A 19,577-nucleotide genomic window follows, 5' to 3' on the forward strand; every position below is an offset into this window, starting at 1 on the left:
TTTTATTCTCATGCCGTATACCATTCTACTAGTATCGGTCACTTTTATTTACTTCAACCATTTTTTTGAGCTTATTTCTGATCAAACTGCCAAAAGTTGAACTGGCATCCTTATTCGTTTTAATGTATCTATTTTTCAGAAACCGAAAAATAGGGTTTATTCTCATGCCGTATACCATTCTACTAGTATCGGTCACTTTTATTTACTTCAACCTTTTTTTGAGCTTATCACTGAACGAACTGCCAAAAGTTGAACTGGCATCCTTATTCGTTTTAATCTATCTATTTTCCTTGTCCTTTGTCATTCACCTATGAACCAATAAAATTGAACATGCACATGGACTTCTGAACACAATTTGTCAATATTATAGCATTTTAATCATTACAAAGCATAAGTTATAGGGAAATCTTTAGCAACTCTTTCTATTTTTTTGTTATTTTAAATTTATTATAAAAATCTAATCGTTTTATTATCTTGATGGCTAACTTTTAGTTTCCGCCAATTTTTTTGATAAACTCTTTCTTATATTAAAAAAAGGACTGATTTTATTGGAAAGTCATGAAGAATTAGAAAGAGGATTAAAAAATCGGCATGTGCAATTAATTTCGATTGGAGGAGCAATCGGCACTGGGCTGTTTCTTGGCGCCGGAAAAACGATCCAACTTACCGGTCCTTCGATTCTTTTATCTTATATGATCACAGGCATCATTATTTTTTTGATTATGCGTGCATTAGGTGAATTAATGCTGTCAAATTTAAATTATCATTCATTTTTAGATTTCATTGCAGATTACTTAGGAAATAAAGCCGCCTTCGTTACTGGTTGGACCTATTGGTTTTGCTGGATCGCGATCGCGATGGCCGACTTGACGGCAACTGGAATGTACGTCAACTACTGGCTGCCGGGTATTCCTCAATGGCTGCCAGAGATTATCGCACTCGTTCTACTATTAGGCTTGAATCTAGTAGCCGTAGGTCTTTTTGGGGAAATGGAATTCTGGTTTGCTCTGATCAAAGTCGTTGCAATCATCGTTTTGATTGTTGTCGGTGCTTTTATGATCTTCACCAGCTTCAAAACAAGCGCAGGCACAGTAAATGTCAGCAATTTATGGAGCCACGGCGGCTTCTTCCCGAAAGGCATGAACGGTTTCGTTCTATCGTTTCAAATGGCGACCTTTGCCTTTTGCGGGGTGGAATTGGTCGGCTTAATCGGCGGTGAAACTTCTGATCCAAAATCTGTTTTACCAAAAGCGATCAATACCATTCCATTGCGGATTATTTTGTTTTATCTAGGCTCCTTATTCATGATCATGTCAATCTATCCTTGGTCGAGTCTATCCGCAGATCAAAGCCCGTTCGTCCAAGTTTTTTCAGAGATTGGAATTGCAGCGGCGGCTTCGATCGTTAATTTAGTCGTTTTAAGTTCTGCTATGTCGGCCTGCAACAGCGCGATCTACAGTACTAGTCGGATGGTTCGATCGCTGGCTCAAGAAGGCAGTGCGCCAAGCCGCTTTACCAAACTGACTCGTAATCGCGTTCCGGGGAATGCACTGGTATTCTCAACACTCGTCATTTTTATTGCGGTGATTCTGAACTTCTTCGTGCCTAGTCGGATTTTTACGATGATCAGCTCGATCGCGACGATCTGCTTTATCTTTATTTGGGGGATGATCGTCCTCACTCATATGCGTTATCGCAAAACAAAACCGGAACTAGCAGCTAAGGGTTCTTTCAAACTGCCGCTCTTTCCTTACACCAGCTATTTGATATTCGCTTTTCTGGCGTTTGTCTTGTTCGTTCTAGCACTAGCAGATGATACTCGAGAGGCTTTGTTTTTCTCGCCAATCTGGTTTATCACCCTTCTAGGGATTTACTACTTCAAATTCGAGCAAAATATACCGATATTCAACAAAATTTTTCGAAATTCTGATGACTAGAATTAAAATCAGTTATTTATTTCGTTTCATTACTTATGTAAACTATTCACAAAAAGGCTCTGAACAATCGAACTGCCCCGTACATAGGACAGCTCTGATAGTTCAGAGCCTCTTCAATTAATCAGAAAATCCGCTGGCTTAGCTGCCTTCGCTATTGTCCTTAAACAACTGACTTTCGCGACGAATTTGATAGATTTTATGGATATTGATAATCAACGTTTTAATCACGGCATACACTGGAATACAGATCAGCATCCCAACAATTCCCGCAACACTGCCTGCTCCAATCAAAACCAAGATGATCGTCAACGGATGGATATTCAACGACTTGCCAAACAGCAGCGGTTTGATCAGATTGCCGTCTAATTGTTGAATGACCAGCACTGAAAGCCCCATATAAAGCGCCTGCAGCGGTGAAATGAACAGTCCTACGATGATTGCCGGCACGGCTCCAATAAAGGGACCGACATACGGAATAATATTAGTGATTCCGCAGAAAAGAGCCAGCAGCAAGCTATACGGCTGTTTAAAGATCGTCATCGCAATAAAACTCAAGATCCCAATGATAAAGGCATCTAAAACCGTACTGCTGATATACGCGGATAATGTTTCATTTAATTCGCGAACCGTTTGACGCAATTCCTTACGAATCGATATTGGAAAGAACTGAGAAACAGCGTCTAAGAATTTATGTCCATCCTTGAACATGAAAATCAAGATAAAAGGAACCGTAAATAATAGAACAAAAAATTTCATCGCAAACCCAACAATTCGTGACAAACTAGAGGTTACACTAACGATCCCGACTTTAAGCAGATTATTGATTGTTAAATTCGCAGATGCCAGCTGTTGTTCAAGATTGAAATTCTTAAATTCCTCTCGATTAGCCAGATCATTTATCCAGCGGCCGGATTCCTCTGCATATACAGGCAGATTTTGCGTCAGCTGAACCGTTTGTTCGATCATCTTCGGAACAGCATTCATCATGATCAACATAATAATAAAGGCGATCACAACAAAGGATAAGAGAAAACCAACGACGCGCGGCAATCCCCCGCGTTCTTCCAAAATGACAACGATTGGATCGAACATATAATAAAGAAAACCAGCAATTAACAACGGCATTACGATCGCGGAGATCATCCCCAGCACTGGTTCGAAAATATTAGGCATTTGCAGCAGAAAATAAATACCTATAATAGTTAAGACAATCTCGGCTGTCCAAAAAAACAGTTTTGATTGTTTGAAACGTGTCAGCATAAAAGCCTCCTTAAAAAAATTCTTATCCCCCAGGATATGGCTTCATCTTATCATTTCTAGAATCAAGTAAGAATGCTTTTATTAAAAATAAAGTAAAAGTTTTATATAAACTAAACAAATCAATTAAATTGAAATTGCTCCTTCATTTTTCAAATTATTGCTTAAAACGGACGGTTTAAGCCTATTTTTTGTGTCGGAATTCGTTCTTCGCTACAATAAAAAGAAAAAGGATTTGATAAAAATGGAACGACCTTCGACAAAAGCGACCCGTTGGATCAAGTTTATCGGCGGCCGGAACCTACTCTTTACCTTGATTGCCGGTGTCTTATTAGGAGCTTTGATTTTTATTTTTTACCATGTGCGGTTTATCTTTAATCCATTGCTGATTATTTTTAAAACGATCTTTGCCCCTGTCCTGCTGGCACTGATCCTGTATTATTTATTGGACCCGATCGTCAATTATTTCGAGAAAAAAGGGATCAAGCGAATCTATTCAATTTTAGGGATCGTTGTTGTCCTCTTACTTCTTTTAAGCGCCTTTAGTGTTTGGGCTGTTCCTAAAATTTATAGTCAAACGGCGAATTTGGTGAATGACTTCCCGCAGCACGTTGATTCTTTCAACCAAACGTTACAGGAACTTGTCTCTGGAACGGTCTTAGAAAGTCCGACAGCTGATATTTTTGATTCTTTAGAAGATATTGTTTACCAAGTAATTAACACTCTGTCCAATTCTTTAGGCGATATCCAGAGTTTTATCGGCGGATTATTTTCAACCGTTGGCGGCTTTTTCATCATTCTATTTACTGCACCGATCATTACCTTCTTCTTACTGAAGGATGCGCGTCACTTTTATCAGTACTTTTTAAAATTGCTGCCGCCTAAATTCCGCGACGATTCAAATGAACTAGGCGGGATCTTAAACAGCCAGGTTGGGGATTATTTGAAAGGCCAATTTATTGTCGCCCTAGCCAATGGCTTGATTGTCTTTGTCGGCTTTTTGATCATCGGTATGCCCTATGGCTTGCCATTGGCCATTTTAGTTACAGTCACTTCATTTATTCCTTATATCGGCCCTTTTATTGCCTTTGTCCCGTGTGCGGTGATTGCTTTGCTGCATTCCTTCCAAATGTTGTTGGGTTTGGTTGCTGTCTGGATCGTCGAACAAATTTTGAATGGCAATGTGATCGAGCCGAAAGTTTTAGGTGATCAATTAAAGGTCCATCCTGTAACCATCGTTTTGGTCTTATTAGTGATGGGAAATCTATTCGGTCTCTTCGGTTTAGTTTTCGGTATTCCAACCTATACGGTATTAAAGGCCTTTGGCGTCTTTCTTTTCCGAAAATTCAAGCAACGCTACAATCGCTATTATGGCACTGATGAAGGTGAATATGAAAAAACTGAGTTTTCGCAAGAAGAATATCCCAGCAATTAGAAAACTGTTCATTTTTGAGCAGTTTTTTTTTCGCAAAAAAAAGGAGCGGATCTCTCCGCTCCTTGCTGCTATTTCAGTCGTGTCACAAAACGCTCCAAGCGCTGAATCGCTTCTTTTAATTCATAAATCGAATACGCATAGGAAAGACGGATGAAACCTTCGCCGCTTTTTCCAAACGCCGAGCCAGGAACGACCGCCAGCTTTTCTTCATCCAGCAAGCGCAAAGCAAATTCTTCACTGCTTAAGCCGAATTGACTGATCTGCGGGAAGAGATAAAAGGCTCCCTTCGCCTTATAACAGGTCAATCCCATTTTCTCTAGCGCATGATGCAGATAGTTCCGCCGTTCTTCATAGGACAACCGCATCGGTTCCACGGTTTCCTGCCAATTATTTTTCAATCCTGCTAACGCCGCATATTGACTCGCTGTAGGTGCCGCCATAATCGTATACTGATGCAGCTTCAACAACTGCTCCATAAACATCTCTGGACCAGCCATAAAACCTAAGCGCCAGCCAGTCATCGCAAACCCTTTTGAAAAACCGTTGATAACGATTGTTCGTTCCCGCATCCCAGGCAATTCCGCGATGCTGGTAAACGGTTCATCGTAAACCAGTTCCGCATAAATTTCGTCCGTAATAACCAGCAGATCATGTTTTTTCACGACATCCGCGATCTTAATCAGCGCTTCGCGATCCATTGTCCCGCCTGTCGGGTTATTTGGATAAGACAAAATCAAGATTTTGCTTTTCTCAGTCAATACGCCTTCCAGCTCTTCCGGCGTCAACATAAATTGATTTTCTGCTTTCAAATCAATCGTTACCGGCGTGCCGCCGACTATTTGAGTGATCGGTTCGTAACATACAAAACTAGGTTGAGGAATGATTACCTCATCGCCAGGATCGACAAATGTTCGTAAGGCGATGTCGATGGCTTCGCTGCCGCCAACTGTAACAACGATCTCCGTTTTCGGATCATAGTTAACCTTATTGCGAAAAAGTAAATAATCGCTGATTTTTTCACGTAATTCAATCAGACCGGCATTAGCCGTATAAAATGTCCGCCCTTCTTGAATCGAACGAACCCCTTCTTGCGTCATGTGAGAAGGCGTATCAAAATCTGGTTCCCCAACACCTAGCGAGATCGCGTCAGGCTGTTCAGAAACGATGTCAAAGAATTTCCGAATGCCTGATGGCTGGATATCTGTAATTTTTTTCGTTAAAAAATCTCTCATGGGCTCACCTGAATTCTAGGGTCGGAGTCATCTTGATACATATCAATGCCCCACTCCTTGTATTTGTCCAGCAAGAAATGCGTCTGCGTTCCCGAAACATCCGGGATTGACGCTAAATTCGTCGAAATAAATTTCGAGATTTCTTTAATGTTGCGCCCCTGCAGCAGCAAAATGAAATCGAACCCGCCGCTGACAAAAAAGAACGATTTGACTTCGGGAAATTTCCGTACCCGTTCCGCGATTTCACGATACCCTTCTTCGCCTTTCGGAATCGTTTGAACCTCAACCAAAGCCTCGATCCAATCATCCTCCACTTTATCCCAATCAATCAGGGCCCGATAGCCGCAAATAATTTTTTCTTCTTCCAGTCGTTTGATTTCCGCAGAAACGATCACTTCATCCTCGCCCAGCATCACCGCGTATTCTTCCATACTTAACCGACAGTCGGATTCAATCAGCTTCAATAATTGCTTGCGTTTACTTTGTTCCATATGAACGTCTCCTTCAGTTTAACAAGTTGTTAGGATTTTTTAATCTTTTACTTATTATTCCCAAAAAAGGAAAAACTGTCAAATTATTTTGAAAATTCAGCCAACAGCGTTAAAATTACTGCAAATTTTCCTTTTGCTCGAAATTTTTCACTTTTTTTATAACACAAACACTAAATTTCATAGTACAATAAACAGGATGAGCAACAAGAAAAATGCGTAGAGGCAGGAGGATTGTGAATGGAACAAGTAATCGAAATGTTTATTGAAAAACAGCGTCAACGCTTAGCGGATGGCAAGATCCGGCAAGAAGAGTACGAGGCATTTTTAGACGGAATTAATGATGCTCTTTCATTTTTAGGGATGCATTATGTGAATGGCTCCGAAACCGTCGAAAAGGATGACCGCAAACCAGCAACCTTTAACGAGATCGAAGAGAAATACAAAAAGTTCCGCGAAGTCGCTATGTACAAAAACAGCTTCTTGCGAGTATCAGATATCATTAAACATTCCGGTCAAATGACGGATGATCTTAAAAAAATTACCAAGACAGTTCAAGAAGAACTTTAAAGAAGCGGATAACCGCTTCTTTTTTTGCTTTCTAAACAAAAATAGACCTGGTTTCCCAGATCTATCCCTTCATTAATAACTCGTTGTAAAAAGCCTGTCCGATTTCCTTCAGTTCGCTTTTATTAAAGGATTTGGCGATCCAAGTCGGCATAGGAGTCTCTACTGTTCCGTAAATCTCGATCATCACCTGAATAAAGAGCTGTGCGTTCAATTGATCGATGGCTTTTCTTAGACGTCTAGCCGGTTCCAGCAGTTGGCTTTCCATCTGACGTGTTCGATAAATCCGATAAATCGTCCGGCCTTCTTCAGCTGCTAACGAAAATAGCGGCTGCTCTTCAGCGATCGTTTGCAGACTCTCTTGTTTGTAGCGATCATAACGCTGCTGCCACTCCAGTAATTCTCCGTATACGGTTTCAATTTTTTGTTTGCGAACCGTAGCCAATGCGCTATAAAAATCAATCGGCAGCTTTTCCACTCGACGTTCTCTTTTGATCCAGGTTGCCAAGGTCGATTGCGGGATTCCTGCGAGCTTACCGAACTGCTCGACAGTCATTCCGAGGTCACGACGGATGTACATCTTTATTGGGTGCTCAATCATTATTAATGACATTTTACCACCTAGCTCTCCTGCGATATTTATACTTCATTATATAAAAGAATGAAAAAAATACCAAGACGAAAAGCTCTTTTACCCTTCGTCTCGGTATTTATTTTCGCTCTTTCTGCTGCTCCAAGCGTTGGTTTGGCATGTCCTTTTGCTGGTTCAGACGTCGTTCCGTCATCGCCTTTTGCATCGCCATTCGTTGCTTTTGTTTTTCTAACCGTCGATCTCATTTTCTACTCGCCGTTTATCGTTCCCATCTAAAGATGAAAGTCGTTCTTTCCGCTCATTGATCTCGTTATTGATATGTCCTTCCCAATCGGCCATGACTTGTTTCCACCGTTCAGGGTCATGATCGCCATTTGCCTTCATTGAATCACGCAGCAAGGTTGAATATCGTCTTACTGAATTTCCCCAAACCTGATTTCGATCTTGAAAGTAATCCGCCTGCTGCTGACCATCCAATGTCGCAAGCAAGTTGTCTTCTTCGCGATCAATAATATTTTGCAAAAAGGCCATGATCGGCAAAATTAAATAAATAATTAAAGCAGGACGTACATAAAACAGCCCAAAGATCAACACGATCACTCGAAATCCAATCGATACCATGTCCTGCTTGTTCAGCTCGTTTACTCGCCGTTTTCGTTGTTCCTCGTCCTTCAACGATTGACTTGTCAAAGCCACAATCAAACGCCGCATCACTAGCGTCACGATCAGGGTCAGCACCCCATAGATCAAAAGTGTTTGTTTGGTTGTATCTTCAATTAGTAACCGTGTCGCTGATGGAACCAATGATAAGAAGAATAATAATAGCAGATAAACCACGAGATCCTTATTCTTCACTTGTTCGATCTTATTAAACGCGTACCCGGTCTGAAACCACAGATTCGCCACAAAACAAAAACTAATAAAATAAATTCCCACCGCTCTTAACAGTGAGTACATATCGACAGCGCCATTTGCGGCCGTCTGAATCGGTAATTCTAAAACGATGATGGTCAAAATAATCGCAATGATCGCATCGCCAAAAACGACAACACGTTCCTTCATATTCTCCACTCCTTTTCATACTTCTGGTCTATCATATACCAAATCGTCAAAAAAGAATAAAGATAAGGGAAGCCGTTGAAACGGTCTTTTAGCTGATCCGCTCCTCTTCCGGCAGTACATTTTTATCGGATAAACGCGTCAAAAGAATCACTGAAACGATTACAATCAAGAATCCCAGCAGCTGAACTCCGGCAAAATGACTGTTGAACAGCACCACACTTAAAATCGTCGCCAAAATCGGCTCGACCACCGTCAAAACGCTGGCCAGCGACGCCTCAATAAATCGCAAACTAGATAATTGAAATAAAAAAGGCAGCGCCGTTCCAAAAACGATGATGCTGATAACCAACCCCAGCGAGTAGCTGTCCATTTGAAACGCCGGCCGCCAGATCGGTCGAATTGGCTGAAACGCAAGACCGCCAATGAGCATTCCGAGCCCTGCAACACGCATTTCACCATACTTTACTAATAATTTCCGCGGCTGCAGCGTATAAAAAGCCAATGTAACCGCCGACGCGATCCCCATAATAAAGCCCATCGTCGAAATATTCAGCGTTCGAATGCTGCCTTCTGCCACAATCAAAAAAACACCGACAAAGGTCGCAAGCATCAATAAAACTTCGAGCCATTTGATCTTCTTTTCCTTATTCAAAACCAAAAAAATAAAGATGAAGATAGGTCCAGTAAACTGCAGGATCGTCGCGATAGCCGCCCCGCTGTACTGGATCGCTTTGAAATAAGTATACTGTACACCCAGCATACCGATTAAAGAAAACAATACTAAACTAAATAAATCCTTTGAAGAAAATTTTTTTCGCGGGACATTTCGCTGAAAAAAACTGAGACCTGTCAGCAGCAGGCCCGCAATCAAAAGACGTACACTCGCTAACCATTCAGGCGAAACGAAATATTTTTCAAAAAGAATTTGGCACATGATCCCTGATAGTGCCCATAACGCACCTGCCGAACAGGCTAACAACACTCCTCTAACTTTCATTGCTTACTCCGATCTCTTTTTTTATGAAGGGCTGAACGAATACCCCTGTTTACTTTTTCCATCATTATAGCATTCATCAAAAAACGCGCTAGTCGGAAAAAGCCGTAACAGCAAAAAAAGCGCAAGAAAGTGAGTGTGGAACTCAATCTTTCTGCGCTTCATTCATTTTTTATTTTATTCGCCGATTGGTAAAATCAATTGCGATTTTGCCAAATCTAAGGTGTACTGAATATCTTGATTTCCGCGAACAGTCATGCCGAAGTCCGTACCATAAACCGCTAAACCGATTTGACGGCCTGCTGGTAAATGATACATCGTTGGATGCAAGATCACTTCGATCTCGACGAATTCATTCGCCTTCAGATCATCGTTTTTCCATGCATTTTCACGGTTTTGCAAATTGATATGCCCGCGAGTGATTAATTTATAGTCATTTTCTGCGCCTAATTTGAATTCCACGAGATTGTCCTCGCGCCAATTGCGGCCCAGCGGCAAGCCATGCAGCGCCACCACATCCGGCACAGGTTTCAAGCGTTTGGCTGTCCCAAAGTCGATCAATTCAAAACTCAGCATTCCTAAATCAACACTGGAAGCCACTTTAATTTTGACTTTTGGACGACCGTTTAAGAAGAGCTCTTCATCCAATGCTTCTGATTTCATCAAGTAGCGGTGACCGTCCATTGGCCCGTTTTCCTTCAGTTCCTTTTCCCACAGCTCAATATTTTTCGTGTAGCCTTCGTATTGATCTTTTGGCAACTGATCGTTGAAGCTTACTTGACCAGCTTCGACGGTTGTTGACAACGCCTTTTCGCCTAAATGATAAACTTTTTCAGCCGCTGGTGCCCAATCCTTGACGGTATCCCACGTTTCAGCCGCGGTATTTTTTTGGTAAACGATATCTGGTAAAATTTCTTTGGCATTATTTTCAACGCCGTACAATTTATGGCTTAACCACAAATTCATCATGTCTTGGAAATCTACTGACGGCATATTATTGATGTAGACGTGCTGTCCTTGATGCAAAATCAATTTCTTCGCTACCGGCACATCTTTCAATGCATCCCATAAATCCGCAACTTGACGAGGCTTCACATTCCAGTCATTTAACCCATGAACCATTACCACGTCGCACTTGATATCCTTAATAAATGGCAAGTAATTCCGTTCATCCCAGAAAGTATTATAATTTCCAGTTTTGCGGTCCTGTAATTCGGCCATTTCTTTTAGATAATCCAAGAAAAATTTCTTACTGTGCAGGTAATCACCAGCATTGCGCATTTTGCTGAAGGTTTCGATTGCTAAAACATCCGCATCTTCTCCTGGGAATCCGCCCGGCGCGATGACTAAGCCATTGTCACGATAGTATTGATACCAATCAGAGATCGCCGCTTCGGAAATAATTGTTTCTAAGCCTTCCACTTGGCGCGTCGCACAGGCCGTTGCTAAGGTTCCTAGATAAGATTTCCCGGTCATCGCTACTTTTCCGTTGCTCCACCAAGCTTTGATTTCAATATTATCTGTACGATTAGTGAAAGCCCGGCGATTACCGGCCAGCCATTCGATATAAGCAACCATCGAAGTTGTTTGCTCCACCGAACCGCACGTTTGAATCCCATCAGAGTCACGTGTCCCGATTCCTGCACCATACACGACCGCAAAACCGCGAGCCAAGAAGAAATCGTTCAAGCTATGATTGTTTTCTCGTGCGAAGGTTTCAGTCGCATGGGTGGCTTTGCCTTTTACTTCTCGTTCAGCCGGCAATTCCGCCGGTGCTGGTTTATATTGAATATCCTCATAAGTAGTCTCTGTCGGTTCTTTCCGTTCCAATGGGACGTTTACATCATAAGTCAGTTCTTCGCCAGCAGGTCCATTGACTCCTTGGCTATACGGACTTGCCGTGAATAGAGTTGCAACTTGCAAGCCATCCTCTGTTTCGGCTGGGCGCAAGATTTCTAATTTTAGCAGATCTCTTTTGCCGTCTTTATCCGTATCTAGCGGCGCTTCTACATAGACAACCTCACGAATCAATTGAGCCGTGTCAAAAACCGCTTGCGCTTTGCCGTTGAAGAAGAAGGGTTTGCTGACTTCTTTGTCTACATAGAACCCTTCTGAAGCAAGTTTGTCTAAATAATTCAAACCATTCTTTGTGTGACTCGTTAATAGTAAATACCAGGCTTCAATGATTGTTTCGCTGGTAGAAAAGTCGCCATCCTTCATGGGGACGCCGATTTTTTCAGCCTCTGCCAAAACGTTTTTTGGATCAAAATCAATTGTCGGTTCAAAATCCAGTAATTGCAGGCCCATAGTATAGAAGACTTCTTTTGTTAACGGAGAGCCGGCCTGATAAAATTCGGCCAAATCTGTGTGCTCATCTGCCAAAAAGTTGCCAAGTTTATTCGTAAAGCCACTTTCATCGCGGACAGTTAAAAAACTTTTTCGTAAAAATTCAAACCATAATGTCTTCGCATCTTTTGCTGAATCAATGGCTAAAAAGCCACTCTTCATCAATTCTTTTTTCGCTTCTTCAAGCGAGACACGTTTTAAACCAAATTGATGTAATTTCATTTACTTCTCTCCTTTTTTTTTCTGATAAAATAAGTATAACAAATACTACCAGCAAGTTCGGTTAAAGTTCAATGAAAACGATTACTGTGACTTGTTTAAGGAGGATAACATGGAAAAAATGACCTATTGCCAAAGCTGCGGGATGCCCTTAACCAAAGGAACGCACGGCACCGAGCATGATGGCTCTCAAAATAATGACTACTGTCTCTATTGCTACAAACACGGAACTTTCGTAGATGACTGCACGATGGATGATATGGTCGCCATCAGCCTGAAGCATATGAAAGAAGCCGGTATTTTAGCAGAACAAGGAAAAACCGAAGAAGAAACCAAAGAATTCTTGGACAGCTTCTTCCCTGAATTGAAACGGTGGAAAAAATAGGAATAATCCCCTTCATATATTATGGAGGGGATTATTTACGATATAGGATCTGCTAATTACGAAGTTCTTTCACTCGTTTCTCTAAAATAATCGTTGATCCCAACAAAATGCAGCCGAAAACAAACAGCAGGTAAGGGAAAATCACTAAGGTAAATCGTTCTGCCAAGAAGCCTAATAACGGCGGCAAAAAAGTTGTTCCAGTATACGCTAGCGCTAACTGCAAGCTCATGATTCGCGCGGAGTTTTTTACGCCAAAGCGACCTGGAGTCTCATGCAGCATCGTCGGAAAGATCGCAGCAGAACCTAAGCCGGTGAAAATAAACCCAATCGCGGCGAAATTTCCGTTGCCGAATAATAATACGACCACACCGGCTATCAGCAGTGTTTCACTCAGATACAATAATTTTCGACTCGATAGGAAAAAGGTAATAAAACCAGCGGCTAAACGACCAACCGTCAAACTCGCGTAATAAGTCGACGTCATAAACGCGGCTGTGGATACCGGAATATCCTTCACTCTGACTAAAAAGCTGCTTCCCCACAACCCCATACAGGCTTCTATTCCAACATAAAAAATAAAACAGATCAAAGAAAAAATGACTCCCGGCCGTTTGATCAAAGTGATCATCGAGTCTTGCTTCTCACTGGCATGTGCAATTTTTCGTGGTTGCTGCCACTGCTTCCGAGAGAAAAAGACGATCACCACTAAGATAAATTGCAGACTGGCTAAAACAAGGTATCCGCCGCGCCAATTTTGATTCTTCAAGTAGAAGCCCATAATGATCGGTCCCGCAGTTGCACCTATCCCCCAAAATCCATGCAGCCAATTCATATGATGCGCCTTATAATGCAAAGCAACATAGTCGTTGACGGCTGTGTCGATCGCTCCGGCACCTAACCCAAGCGGAATCGCGCTGACGATCAAAAAGAAAAAATTTTGCGAAATCGAAAAACCGCAAAGTCCGATCACCGTACAGAAAATACTGCATACGATCAAATTTCCAACACCGATTTTTTGAATCATCCGATTGGTTTGAAAACTGGATAAAATCGTGCCGATTGAAATCACCATTGCCACGATTCCCGCGGAACTGGCAGCAACTTGGAAATCGCCGTTCATACTCGGCCACGCCACACCCAAAATTGAATCCGGCAGCCCTAAACTAATAAATATCAGATAAATCAAACCCAAAAACAAAACACTTTTCTTCATTATTCCCTCTTTCTTTTCTCTTCCGAACGTCAGAAGAGCGGTTGTTTAAATTGATGGTTCTATGGTTCTCAAATTACTTAAAATAATCCGCAATCGAAATGTTGCGAACCTCCGAATCTTCCTTACTATCAATTGGTCCTTTTGTAAAAAGATATTTGTGCGTGGTGTATTTGTCAAAGTACGCGGCTCTTTCACTCAATACTTCTATCGTCTTATTCACCTTAAAGGAGTTGCGCCACTTACACTCACCAACCAGCAGTTCTTTTCCCGATACGGATTCAACCACTATATCTAACTCTTGGACGTTGCCTTTTCGGTCTTTGCCCCACCACTTGCCAAATGATTTGGCAATAAAAGGAAGCTTTCCTTGTGCATTAAGTCTTCTCAAATACTGACGCGTTACTTCTTCAAATAGTGGTCCAATAAAATCGGATAAATGATCCAGCGCTACTGAAAAGTAAATATCGCCATTTCCTCGTTCAATTTCAGCTCTTACGGAAAAGACATACCGATACCAAAAAGCAATGAAGTTCTCAGTGATCTGATATTGGCTGATTTTTCCTTTTAATGGATTTGAACCAAATGGAATGACGCGCTCGATATAGTTCAATTCTTGCAGAGTTAGCAGGTATTTCGAGATAAAACTGCTCTCAAGCTTTGTAAACCCTGCAATCTCGCGAAGCGTATTTGCGCCGCTGGCAATGGCCTGTAAAACAGCATTATAGTTTGCCGGCTCTCTAAACTCTTGCTTCATCAGAAGAATTCCTTCATTAAGTAAATAGCCGCTGATTTCAAAATAAAGTTCACGCAGATTTTCCTCAAAACTCAGCTTCGGATCGATTAATGAGAGATAGTACGGCGTCCCGCCAATACAAGCATAGTATTTAATTTTGTCCTCATCGCTGGCATTCGGGTAAAAACGTGCCGAATCATAATAATCTAAGGGATTGATTTTGAGCTGTCCAGTTCTTCGGCCGAATAGTGGGCTTTTTTCTCCCAATACTTGGTTTTCCATAAAACTCATGGATGAGCCGCACAAAACCAAGAAGATATTTGTCTCCTTAAAATCATAATCGATAACATGCTGCAAAATGGAATTCAACGATTTATTTGCGGAAGCTGCATAAGGGTACTCATCAATCACAACCACCATGTGCTTATCTCCAAGCTGCTCTTTGATAATAGAAAAAAAGGCGTTCCAATTATCAACTGTTGGAAAATCTTTGATGCCTAGTTTTTCACCTAATAGTTTAGAAAACTTTTGCAAGTTTAACGAATCATTGACTTCTTCTGCCGGTAAATAAAGTGAATTCTTGTCTTTGATAAATTCATTCAACAACGCTGTTTTACCAATTCGCCGTCTGCCATAAACTATCGCCATTTGGAAATTTTCCTTTTGATACATTCGCTCAAGAGACTCTAACTCTTTTTCTCTTCCTAGAAACATGATACACCTCCGTTTTTACTACTTTAAATTATTATAATCTAAAGTAGTAAAAGTGTGAAGTTCAAAAAACAGACCACTCATGATTCGAATCATCATAAGTAGTCTGTTCACGAAAAATTAGCTGCATTTCAAATAACCGAAAAAGAAAAATGTCCTCCAAGTGTAAACACTTGAAGGACACTCTTTTAAACTAACTCAATATACTTTTCATTCTTCTCTAAATGATGCAGATAGATCAATAGACGATCGTATAGTTGATCATTGGCTTCTTCAATGGCTGCGCCAAGATTTTCACCAATTTCTTTAACGGTTCGTTTACCATCCACCTGTTGAAAAATGAAGCTGCCGTATTTGTCGAGCTCCATCTCAGAAGTTTCTGGGATCTTGTAATGAATCTTGCGTAAGACTCGTTGGATCCAAGCATTTTGTTCCGTAATGACAAAGACGATGCCGTCACGAACTTCATAATGCAAGCCTTCTCTAAGACGATACACTCGTTTTAGCAGCTCTTCTGTTTCAGGATTTACAGCATTTGGCTGTTGATTAGTCATTGTGTTTCACTTTCTTCACACTTAACAATGGCGCAATGATCGCAACGATCAAGACGATAAGCAGCAAGAATGCTGAACCATTAGATCCTAAGAAGCCTGTTGGTGTACCAGGAGTTACGACCCCTGTTACTTGTAAAATGATTCCGATCAAACCGATGATTGAACCACCAGCGATCAAACCAGAAGACAAGCTGACACCTAAAGTGATGCGTTCTTCTGCAACTTCTTCTGTTTCTTTTTTGTTCAATTCGTCAATCAAACGACGGATCAACGCACCAACTAAGATGATTGAAGTTGTTGAGATTGGTAAGTAGAAACCGATCGCAAATGTCATGATTGGAACCTTCATGAAGTGTAAAACAACACCCATTGCAATACCAGCGATGATCATGTGCCAAGGCAGAGAGCCAGACGTGATCCCTGAAGTTAATGTTGCCATTAAGTTCGCTTGTGGTAAACCGAATGGAGGGTTAGAACCAGTGATTGCTAATTGTGGTGATAAGATAACCATCATACCTGTAACGATTACCACACCAACGATATTAGAAATCAAGAAATATTTACGGCCTTCGTTGAAGTTTCCGCCCATTACAAACGTCACTTTTTGTGATTGTGCATAACCGCCGGCTACTGAAATTGCCAATACGATAAATGTACCAAACAATAGTAATTGTTGAGTATTTTCAGCTGAAGTCCAGCCCATCATTACAAATACTAGCGTCAAGATAACCATTGAAGCGATTGTCATACCAGATACAGGTAAGTTTGATGTACCGATCGTACCAGTCAAACGACCTGCAACAATAACGAATAGGAAGCTTAAGATGATTGATAGGATACCCGCTACAAGTGCCATTGCAACACTTCCAGTGATCACAAATCCCATAATAATACCGATCACAGCACCTACGATCAATGGCAGCATACCGCCGCCTTCTTTTTCAGAACCGTCTTTACGGCCTTTCAAAGTTGCAGAGATAGATGAAATGATTGTTGGGATCAATTTGATCGCACCGATCAATCCACCAGAGATCATCATACCAGCACCGATGTATTTAACATAAGAACCAGAGATCACTGCGAAGTTTGAAGCACTCAATAATTGAGACGCATTATCCCAAACATGAGCGTTGCTGTTGGCCATTTCCATGAAGTAACCTAATAATGGCGCGATCGCGAAGTTCGCTAAGATCGAACCAGCAAACATCAAGACAGATACGTCCATTCCGACGATAAATCCGATACCTGCTAATAATGGGTTTACTTCTGTTTCAAATTTCCATTTATAGAAACTTTCATTTACATAGCTGATAACATTGTTCATGATTCCGAAAACAGAACCAGTCAACGCAGTTAAAACACCACCGATACCGAAGCCGATACCCATGTATTTAAGTGAATCGCCACCAGTATCTGAAGCGACTAATGTTTCAGAAATAGCCATTGCTTCTGGATAAACCAGTTTACCATGTTCACTAACTAACATATATTCTTCAACCAATGAGAACACACCAACACCAAGTAAGACAGCGCCGACTCCGATTCCTACACCTTCGATGAAGTTCACTTTACCACCGACTAAAATTACGGCTGGTAATACGAAAATCATACCTGATGCTACAGATTCCCCACCACTTGACATTAATTGCAATAAGTTCTTACCTAAAATTGTTTTAGGTTTTACAAATAGGGCAACTAGCCCTGATCCAATAATTGCACCTGGAATACCTGCTGCTACGGTCAAACCAGCTTTCATACCTGAATAAGCGGTCGATGCAGCAAATAATGCAGCTAGTAAAATACCTAGAATCATGATGATTGGTGAACCTGATTTTTTAGGCTTATCAGCTACATACGGGACATAATCTTTCCCTGCAACTCCACCAAAAGCGTCTTTTGAGAGTTTTTTCATTATCTTTGAAATTCCTTCCTTACTTTCATTTCCTCAATGAGATGAGGAATCCTGTAAAGACAGGATTCCTGTCTCTCATTACCGACTATTTAACTAAACGATAGATAGCATCAGCATAAATTGCTGTTGCTTTGAACAAGCTGTCAATCGGCATAAATTCATTTGGTTGGTGCATTACGTTTTCTTCACCTGGGAACATTGCGCCGTATGCGACACCACGTTCTAGGATTCGACCGTAAGTACCTCCGCCGATTGATTCTTCATGGCCTTCAAGACCAGTATGTTCTTCGTAAACATCCAATAATGTTTTCACTAATGGATCTGTTGCTGGAACATAATGAGGAGTTTTCACGTCACCGATGATCGCGATTGAAACGCCTGCATCTTTAAGGACTTCTTCCATGTTGGCTAAAATAGTATCTTTGTCAATGCCTTCTGGATGGCGAACGTTGATAGTGATTTTTTTATCGCCTTCAGCAGTATAATCGAACAAGTTCGCTGATGAAGTTGTTTCACCCATTACATCGTGTTTTGTATAAGCATTTAATTTCTTGCCGTTGTAATCTAAATGCATATATTCAGCAACTGTTTGAATGTAGTTAGCACCATTGCCGTCTAAGTTATAGTCAGCTAAGAATGCCGCTAAGAATGTTGCAGAGTTAACGCCGAATTTAGGTTCTTGTGCGTGAGCACCTTTACCGATGACAGTTAATGTGATTTCGCCATTGCTTTCAGCGAATTCGCCTTTAACGTCAGATTTTTCGATAAATGCGTCAAATGCAGCCTTCATGTCCGCAACTTTTGCTTCATTGTTCACTTTAAGAACAGCTGTAGCGTCCCCTGGTACCATGTTTGTACGTAAGCCAGATTTCATGCTTACAAGATCAAAGTCACCAGCTTCAGCGCCATCTTTAGCCGCGAAAGTTACTTCATAAGATAAGATTCCTTTTTCACCATTAATGATTGGGAATTGTGCATCTGGAGAAAAACCAACTTTAGGCATTTCTTCCACTTCCATATAACGGTGGATCCCAACCCATTCGCTTTCTTCGTCTGTACCGAAGATAAAGCGGATTTTTTTAGTGATTGGTAATTTTAGATCCTTAATGATGCGCATTGCATAATACGCAGCGATTGAAGGACCTTTGTCGTCGGCTGAGCCACGAGCATATAATTTTCCATCTTTAATAACGGGTTCAAATGGATCTGTATCCCAATTATCATCAACAGGAACCACGTCAACGTGTCCTAATAGTCCGAACATTTCTTCGCCGTCGCCGTATTCGATATGGCCAGCTACGTTTTCGATATTTTTTGTAACGAAACCGTCGCGGTCACCGAATTCCAAAACTTTACGTAATGCTTCAGCTGGTCCAGGTCCAAGAGGTTCTTCTTTTGTTCCATGTTCCACGTCGCGGATACTGTTGATGCGAATAAGTTCGCCTAAATCCTTAAGTAAATCATCTTTGCGTGCTTCTACTTCTTTTTGCCAATCAATTGTCATTGTTTAATCCCTGCTTTCTTTTTTTTGTAACAAGTCTGTAAAACCTGTTAGATTCATTAGAAAGATCATGTCTAAATATAGTATTCAAATTTTGACAGCTTAGAATAACTTTTTTCAAAAAGACGAATTCACGGCCCCTTTTGAGGTTGTAATACGTCAAAACAATCAACGGAAAAGACCGCTCATGAAAATCAAAAATGTTATTCTATGATTCCTAATTCCGCAGTTTGTTTCACCTCCCAAGTTAGCATTATACCGTATTTTTATTCATAAGTCATTGTGAAAAAACCATCATTTAATATAAAAAAGCTGATTTTCATTAAAAATAAAGTTTTCACTTAAATTCTCTTGTTATTCAAGCTGATCAAAAAAGACGCTATCTTTTAGTGACATGACATATTTAAAGCCTATAAGAAGTATAACGAAGGTTGAATCC

The 19,577-nt window shown here is 41.0% G+C and carries 17 protein-coding genes; 4 read left to right on the forward strand and 13 right to left on the reverse strand.

Going from position 1 to position 19,577, the window contains the following annotated elements:
* Positions 1-548: 548 nt before the first annotated feature.
* The gene (locus PGP85_RS07620; RefSeq protein WP_010741729.1) at positions 549-1,937 is read left to right on the forward strand and encodes an amino acid permease; all 1,389 of its coding nucleotides are present in this window, start codon (positions 549-551) and stop codon (positions 1,935-1,937) included.
* A gap of 138 nt (positions 1,938-2,075) precedes the next feature.
* On the opposite strand, the gene PGP85_RS07625 is transcribed toward PGP85_RS07620, so the two are convergent.
* Positions 2,076-3,197: an AI-2E family transporter gene (locus tag PGP85_RS07625; RefSeq protein WP_270326890.1), complete on the reverse strand. Its 1,122-nt coding sequence runs from the start codon at positions 3,195-3,197 to the stop codon at positions 2,076-2,078.
* Between the two features lie 241 nt (positions 3,198-3,438).
* Here PGP85_RS07625 and PGP85_RS07630 point away from each other — a divergent pair, with 241 nt between their 5' ends.
* The gene (locus PGP85_RS07630; protein WP_270326892.1) at positions 3,439-4,629 is read left to right on the forward strand and encodes an AI-2E family transporter; all 1,191 of its coding nucleotides are present in this window, start codon (positions 3,439-3,441) and stop codon (positions 4,627-4,629) included.
* 68 nt (positions 4,630-4,697) lie between these two features.
* On the opposite strand, the gene PGP85_RS07635 is transcribed toward PGP85_RS07630, so the two are convergent.
* Both PGP85_RS07635 and PGP85_RS07640 read right to left on the reverse strand, forming a co-directional pair.
* Positions 4,698-5,861: an aminotransferase class I/II-fold pyridoxal phosphate-dependent enzyme gene (locus PGP85_RS07635; RefSeq protein ID WP_010741726.1), complete on the reverse strand. Its 1,164-nt coding sequence runs from the start codon at positions 5,859-5,861 to the stop codon at positions 4,698-4,700.
* Positions 5,858-6,352, reverse strand: coding sequence for an Lrp/AsnC family transcriptional regulator (locus PGP85_RS07640; RefSeq protein ID WP_010741725.1), 495 nt, complete (start codon positions 6,350-6,352; stop codon positions 5,858-5,860). The genes PGP85_RS07635 and PGP85_RS07640 overlap by 4 nt, the downstream gene beginning before the upstream one ends.
* Before the next feature lie 237 nt (positions 6,353-6,589).
* On the opposite strand from PGP85_RS07640, the gene PGP85_RS07645 reads away from it, so the two are divergent.
* Complete coding sequence (locus tag PGP85_RS07645) at positions 6,590-6,919, forward strand: hypothetical protein (RefSeq protein WP_010741724.1); 330 nt, start codon at positions 6,590-6,592, stop codon at positions 6,917-6,919.
* A 61-nt stretch (positions 6,920-6,980) separates the two neighbouring features.
* Here the strand turns inward: PGP85_RS07645 and PGP85_RS07650 are convergent, their stop codons facing one another.
* From PGP85_RS07650 to PGP85_RS07670, 5 genes are all read right to left on the reverse strand, one after another.
* On the reverse strand, positions 6,981-7,529 hold the full coding sequence (locus PGP85_RS07650; RefSeq protein ID WP_270326896.1) for a hypothetical protein: 549 nt from the start codon (positions 7,527-7,529) through the stop codon (positions 6,981-6,983).
* A 26-nt stretch (positions 7,530-7,555) separates the two neighbouring features.
* Positions 7,556-7,753: a hypothetical protein gene (locus PGP85_RS07655; protein ID WP_270326898.1), complete on the reverse strand. Its 198-nt coding sequence runs from the start codon at positions 7,751-7,753 to the stop codon at positions 7,556-7,558.
* On the reverse strand, positions 7,737-8,570 hold the full coding sequence (locus tag PGP85_RS07660; RefSeq protein ID WP_270326900.1) for a TMEM175 family protein: 834 nt from the start codon (positions 8,568-8,570) through the stop codon (positions 7,737-7,739). Before PGP85_RS07660 ends, PGP85_RS07655 begins: the two co-directional genes overlap by 17 nt.
* 88 nt (positions 8,571-8,658) lie before the next feature.
* Complete coding sequence (locus PGP85_RS07665; protein ID WP_270326901.1) at positions 8,659-9,567, reverse strand: DMT family transporter; 909 nt, start codon at positions 9,565-9,567, stop codon at positions 8,659-8,661.
* A 174-nt stretch (positions 9,568-9,741) separates the two neighbouring features.
* A complete protein-coding gene (locus PGP85_RS07670; protein ID WP_270326903.1) occupies positions 9,742-12,132 on the reverse strand; it encodes a Xaa-Pro dipeptidyl-peptidase in 2,391 nt (796 codons plus the stop codon).
* A gap of 109 nt (positions 12,133-12,241) precedes the next feature.
* Here PGP85_RS07670 and PGP85_RS07675 point away from each other — a divergent pair, with 109 nt between their 5' ends.
* On the forward strand, positions 12,242-12,514 hold the full coding sequence (locus PGP85_RS07675) for a zinc ribbon domain-containing protein (protein ID WP_270326904.1): 273 nt from the start codon (positions 12,242-12,244) through the stop codon (positions 12,512-12,514).
* 52 nt (positions 12,515-12,566) lie between these two features.
* On the opposite strand, the gene PGP85_RS07680 is transcribed toward PGP85_RS07675, so the two are convergent.
* The 5 genes from PGP85_RS07680 to pepV form a co-directional block, all read right to left on the reverse strand.
* On the reverse strand, positions 12,567-13,727 hold the full coding sequence (locus PGP85_RS07680; RefSeq protein WP_270326907.1) for an MFS transporter: 1,161 nt from the start codon (positions 13,725-13,727) through the stop codon (positions 12,567-12,569).
* A gap of 73 nt (positions 13,728-13,800) precedes the next feature.
* Positions 13,801-15,174, reverse strand: a complete 1,374-nt coding sequence (locus PGP85_RS07685; RefSeq protein ID WP_270326909.1) for an ATP-binding protein — start codon at positions 15,172-15,174, stop codon at positions 13,801-13,803.
* Between the two features lie 185 nt (positions 15,175-15,359).
* On the reverse strand, positions 15,360-15,725 hold the full coding sequence (locus tag PGP85_RS07690) for a PqqD family protein (RefSeq protein ID WP_010741716.1): 366 nt from the start codon (positions 15,723-15,725) through the stop codon (positions 15,360-15,362).
* Positions 15,718-17,637, reverse strand: a complete 1,920-nt coding sequence (locus tag PGP85_RS07695; protein WP_010741715.1) for an OPT/YSL family transporter — start codon at positions 17,635-17,637, stop codon at positions 15,718-15,720. Before PGP85_RS07695 ends, PGP85_RS07690 begins: the two co-directional genes overlap by 8 nt.
* A gap of 85 nt (positions 17,638-17,722) precedes the next feature.
* A complete protein-coding gene (gene pepV / locus PGP85_RS07700) occupies positions 17,723-19,141 on the reverse strand; it encodes a dipeptidase PepV (protein ID WP_270326910.1) in 1,419 nt (472 codons plus the stop codon).
* Positions 19,142-19,577: the final 436 nt, after the last annotated feature.

This window comes from Enterococcus malodoratus, assembly GCF_027659535.1.
GTDB classification, from domain to species: Bacteria; Bacillota; Bacilli; order Lactobacillales; family Enterococcaceae; genus Enterococcus_A; species Enterococcus_A malodoratus.

Bases quoted from the DNA above. Each gene is read 5' to 3' on its own strand.
- PGP85_RS07635 (WP_010741726.1), bottom strand. From the start codon at position 5,861: ATGAGAGATTTTTTAACGAAAAAAATTACAGATATCCAGCCATCAGGC.
- PGP85_RS07695 (WP_010741715.1), bottom strand. From the start codon at position 17,637: ATGAAAAAACTCTCAAAAGACGCTTTTGGTGGAGTTGCAGGGAAAGAT.
- PGP85_RS07630 (WP_270326892.1), top strand. From the start codon at position 3,439: ATGGAACGACCTTCGACAAAAGCGACCCGTTGGATCAAGTTTATCGGC.
- PGP85_RS07655 (WP_270326898.1), bottom strand. From the start codon at position 7,753: ATGAGATCGACGGTTAGAAAAACAAAAGCAACGAATGGCGATGCAAAA.
- PGP85_RS07665 (WP_270326901.1), bottom strand. From the start codon at position 9,567: ATGAAAGTTAGAGGAGTGTTGTTAGCCTGTTCGGCAGGTGCGTTATGG.
- PGP85_RS07685 (WP_270326909.1), bottom strand. From the start codon at position 15,174: ATGTTTCTAGGAAGAGAAAAAGAGTTAGAGTCTCTTGAGCGAATGTAT.
- PGP85_RS07675 (WP_270326904.1), top strand. From the start codon at position 12,242: ATGGAAAAAATGACCTATTGCCAAAGCTGCGGGATGCCCTTAACCAAA.
- pepV (WP_270326910.1), bottom strand. From the start codon at position 19,141: ATGACAATTGATTGGCAAAAAGAAGTAGAAGCACGCAAAGATGATTTA.
- PGP85_RS07650 (WP_270326896.1), bottom strand. From the start codon at position 7,529: ATGTCATTAATAATGATTGAGCACCCAATAAAGATGTACATCCGTCGT.
- PGP85_RS07660 (WP_270326900.1), bottom strand. From the start codon at position 8,570: ATGAAGGAACGTGTTGTCGTTTTTGGCGATGCGATCATTGCGATTATT.
- PGP85_RS07690 (WP_010741716.1), bottom strand. From the start codon at position 15,725: ATGACTAATCAACAGCCAAATGCTGTAAATCCTGAAACAGAAGAGCTG.
- PGP85_RS07625 (WP_270326890.1), bottom strand. From the start codon at position 3,197: ATGCTGACACGTTTCAAACAATCAAAACTGTTTTTTTGGACAGCCGAG.
- PGP85_RS07640 (WP_010741725.1), bottom strand. From the start codon at position 6,352: ATGGAACAAAGTAAACGCAAGCAATTATTGAAGCTGATTGAATCCGAC.
- PGP85_RS07680 (WP_270326907.1), bottom strand. From the start codon at position 13,727: ATGAAGAAAAGTGTTTTGTTTTTGGGTTTGATTTATCTGATATTTATT.
- PGP85_RS07670 (WP_270326903.1), bottom strand. From the start codon at position 12,132: ATGAAATTACATCAATTTGGTTTAAAACGTGTCTCGCTTGAAGAAGCG.
- PGP85_RS07645 (WP_010741724.1), top strand. From the start codon at position 6,590: ATGGAACAAGTAATCGAAATGTTTATTGAAAAACAGCGTCAACGCTTA.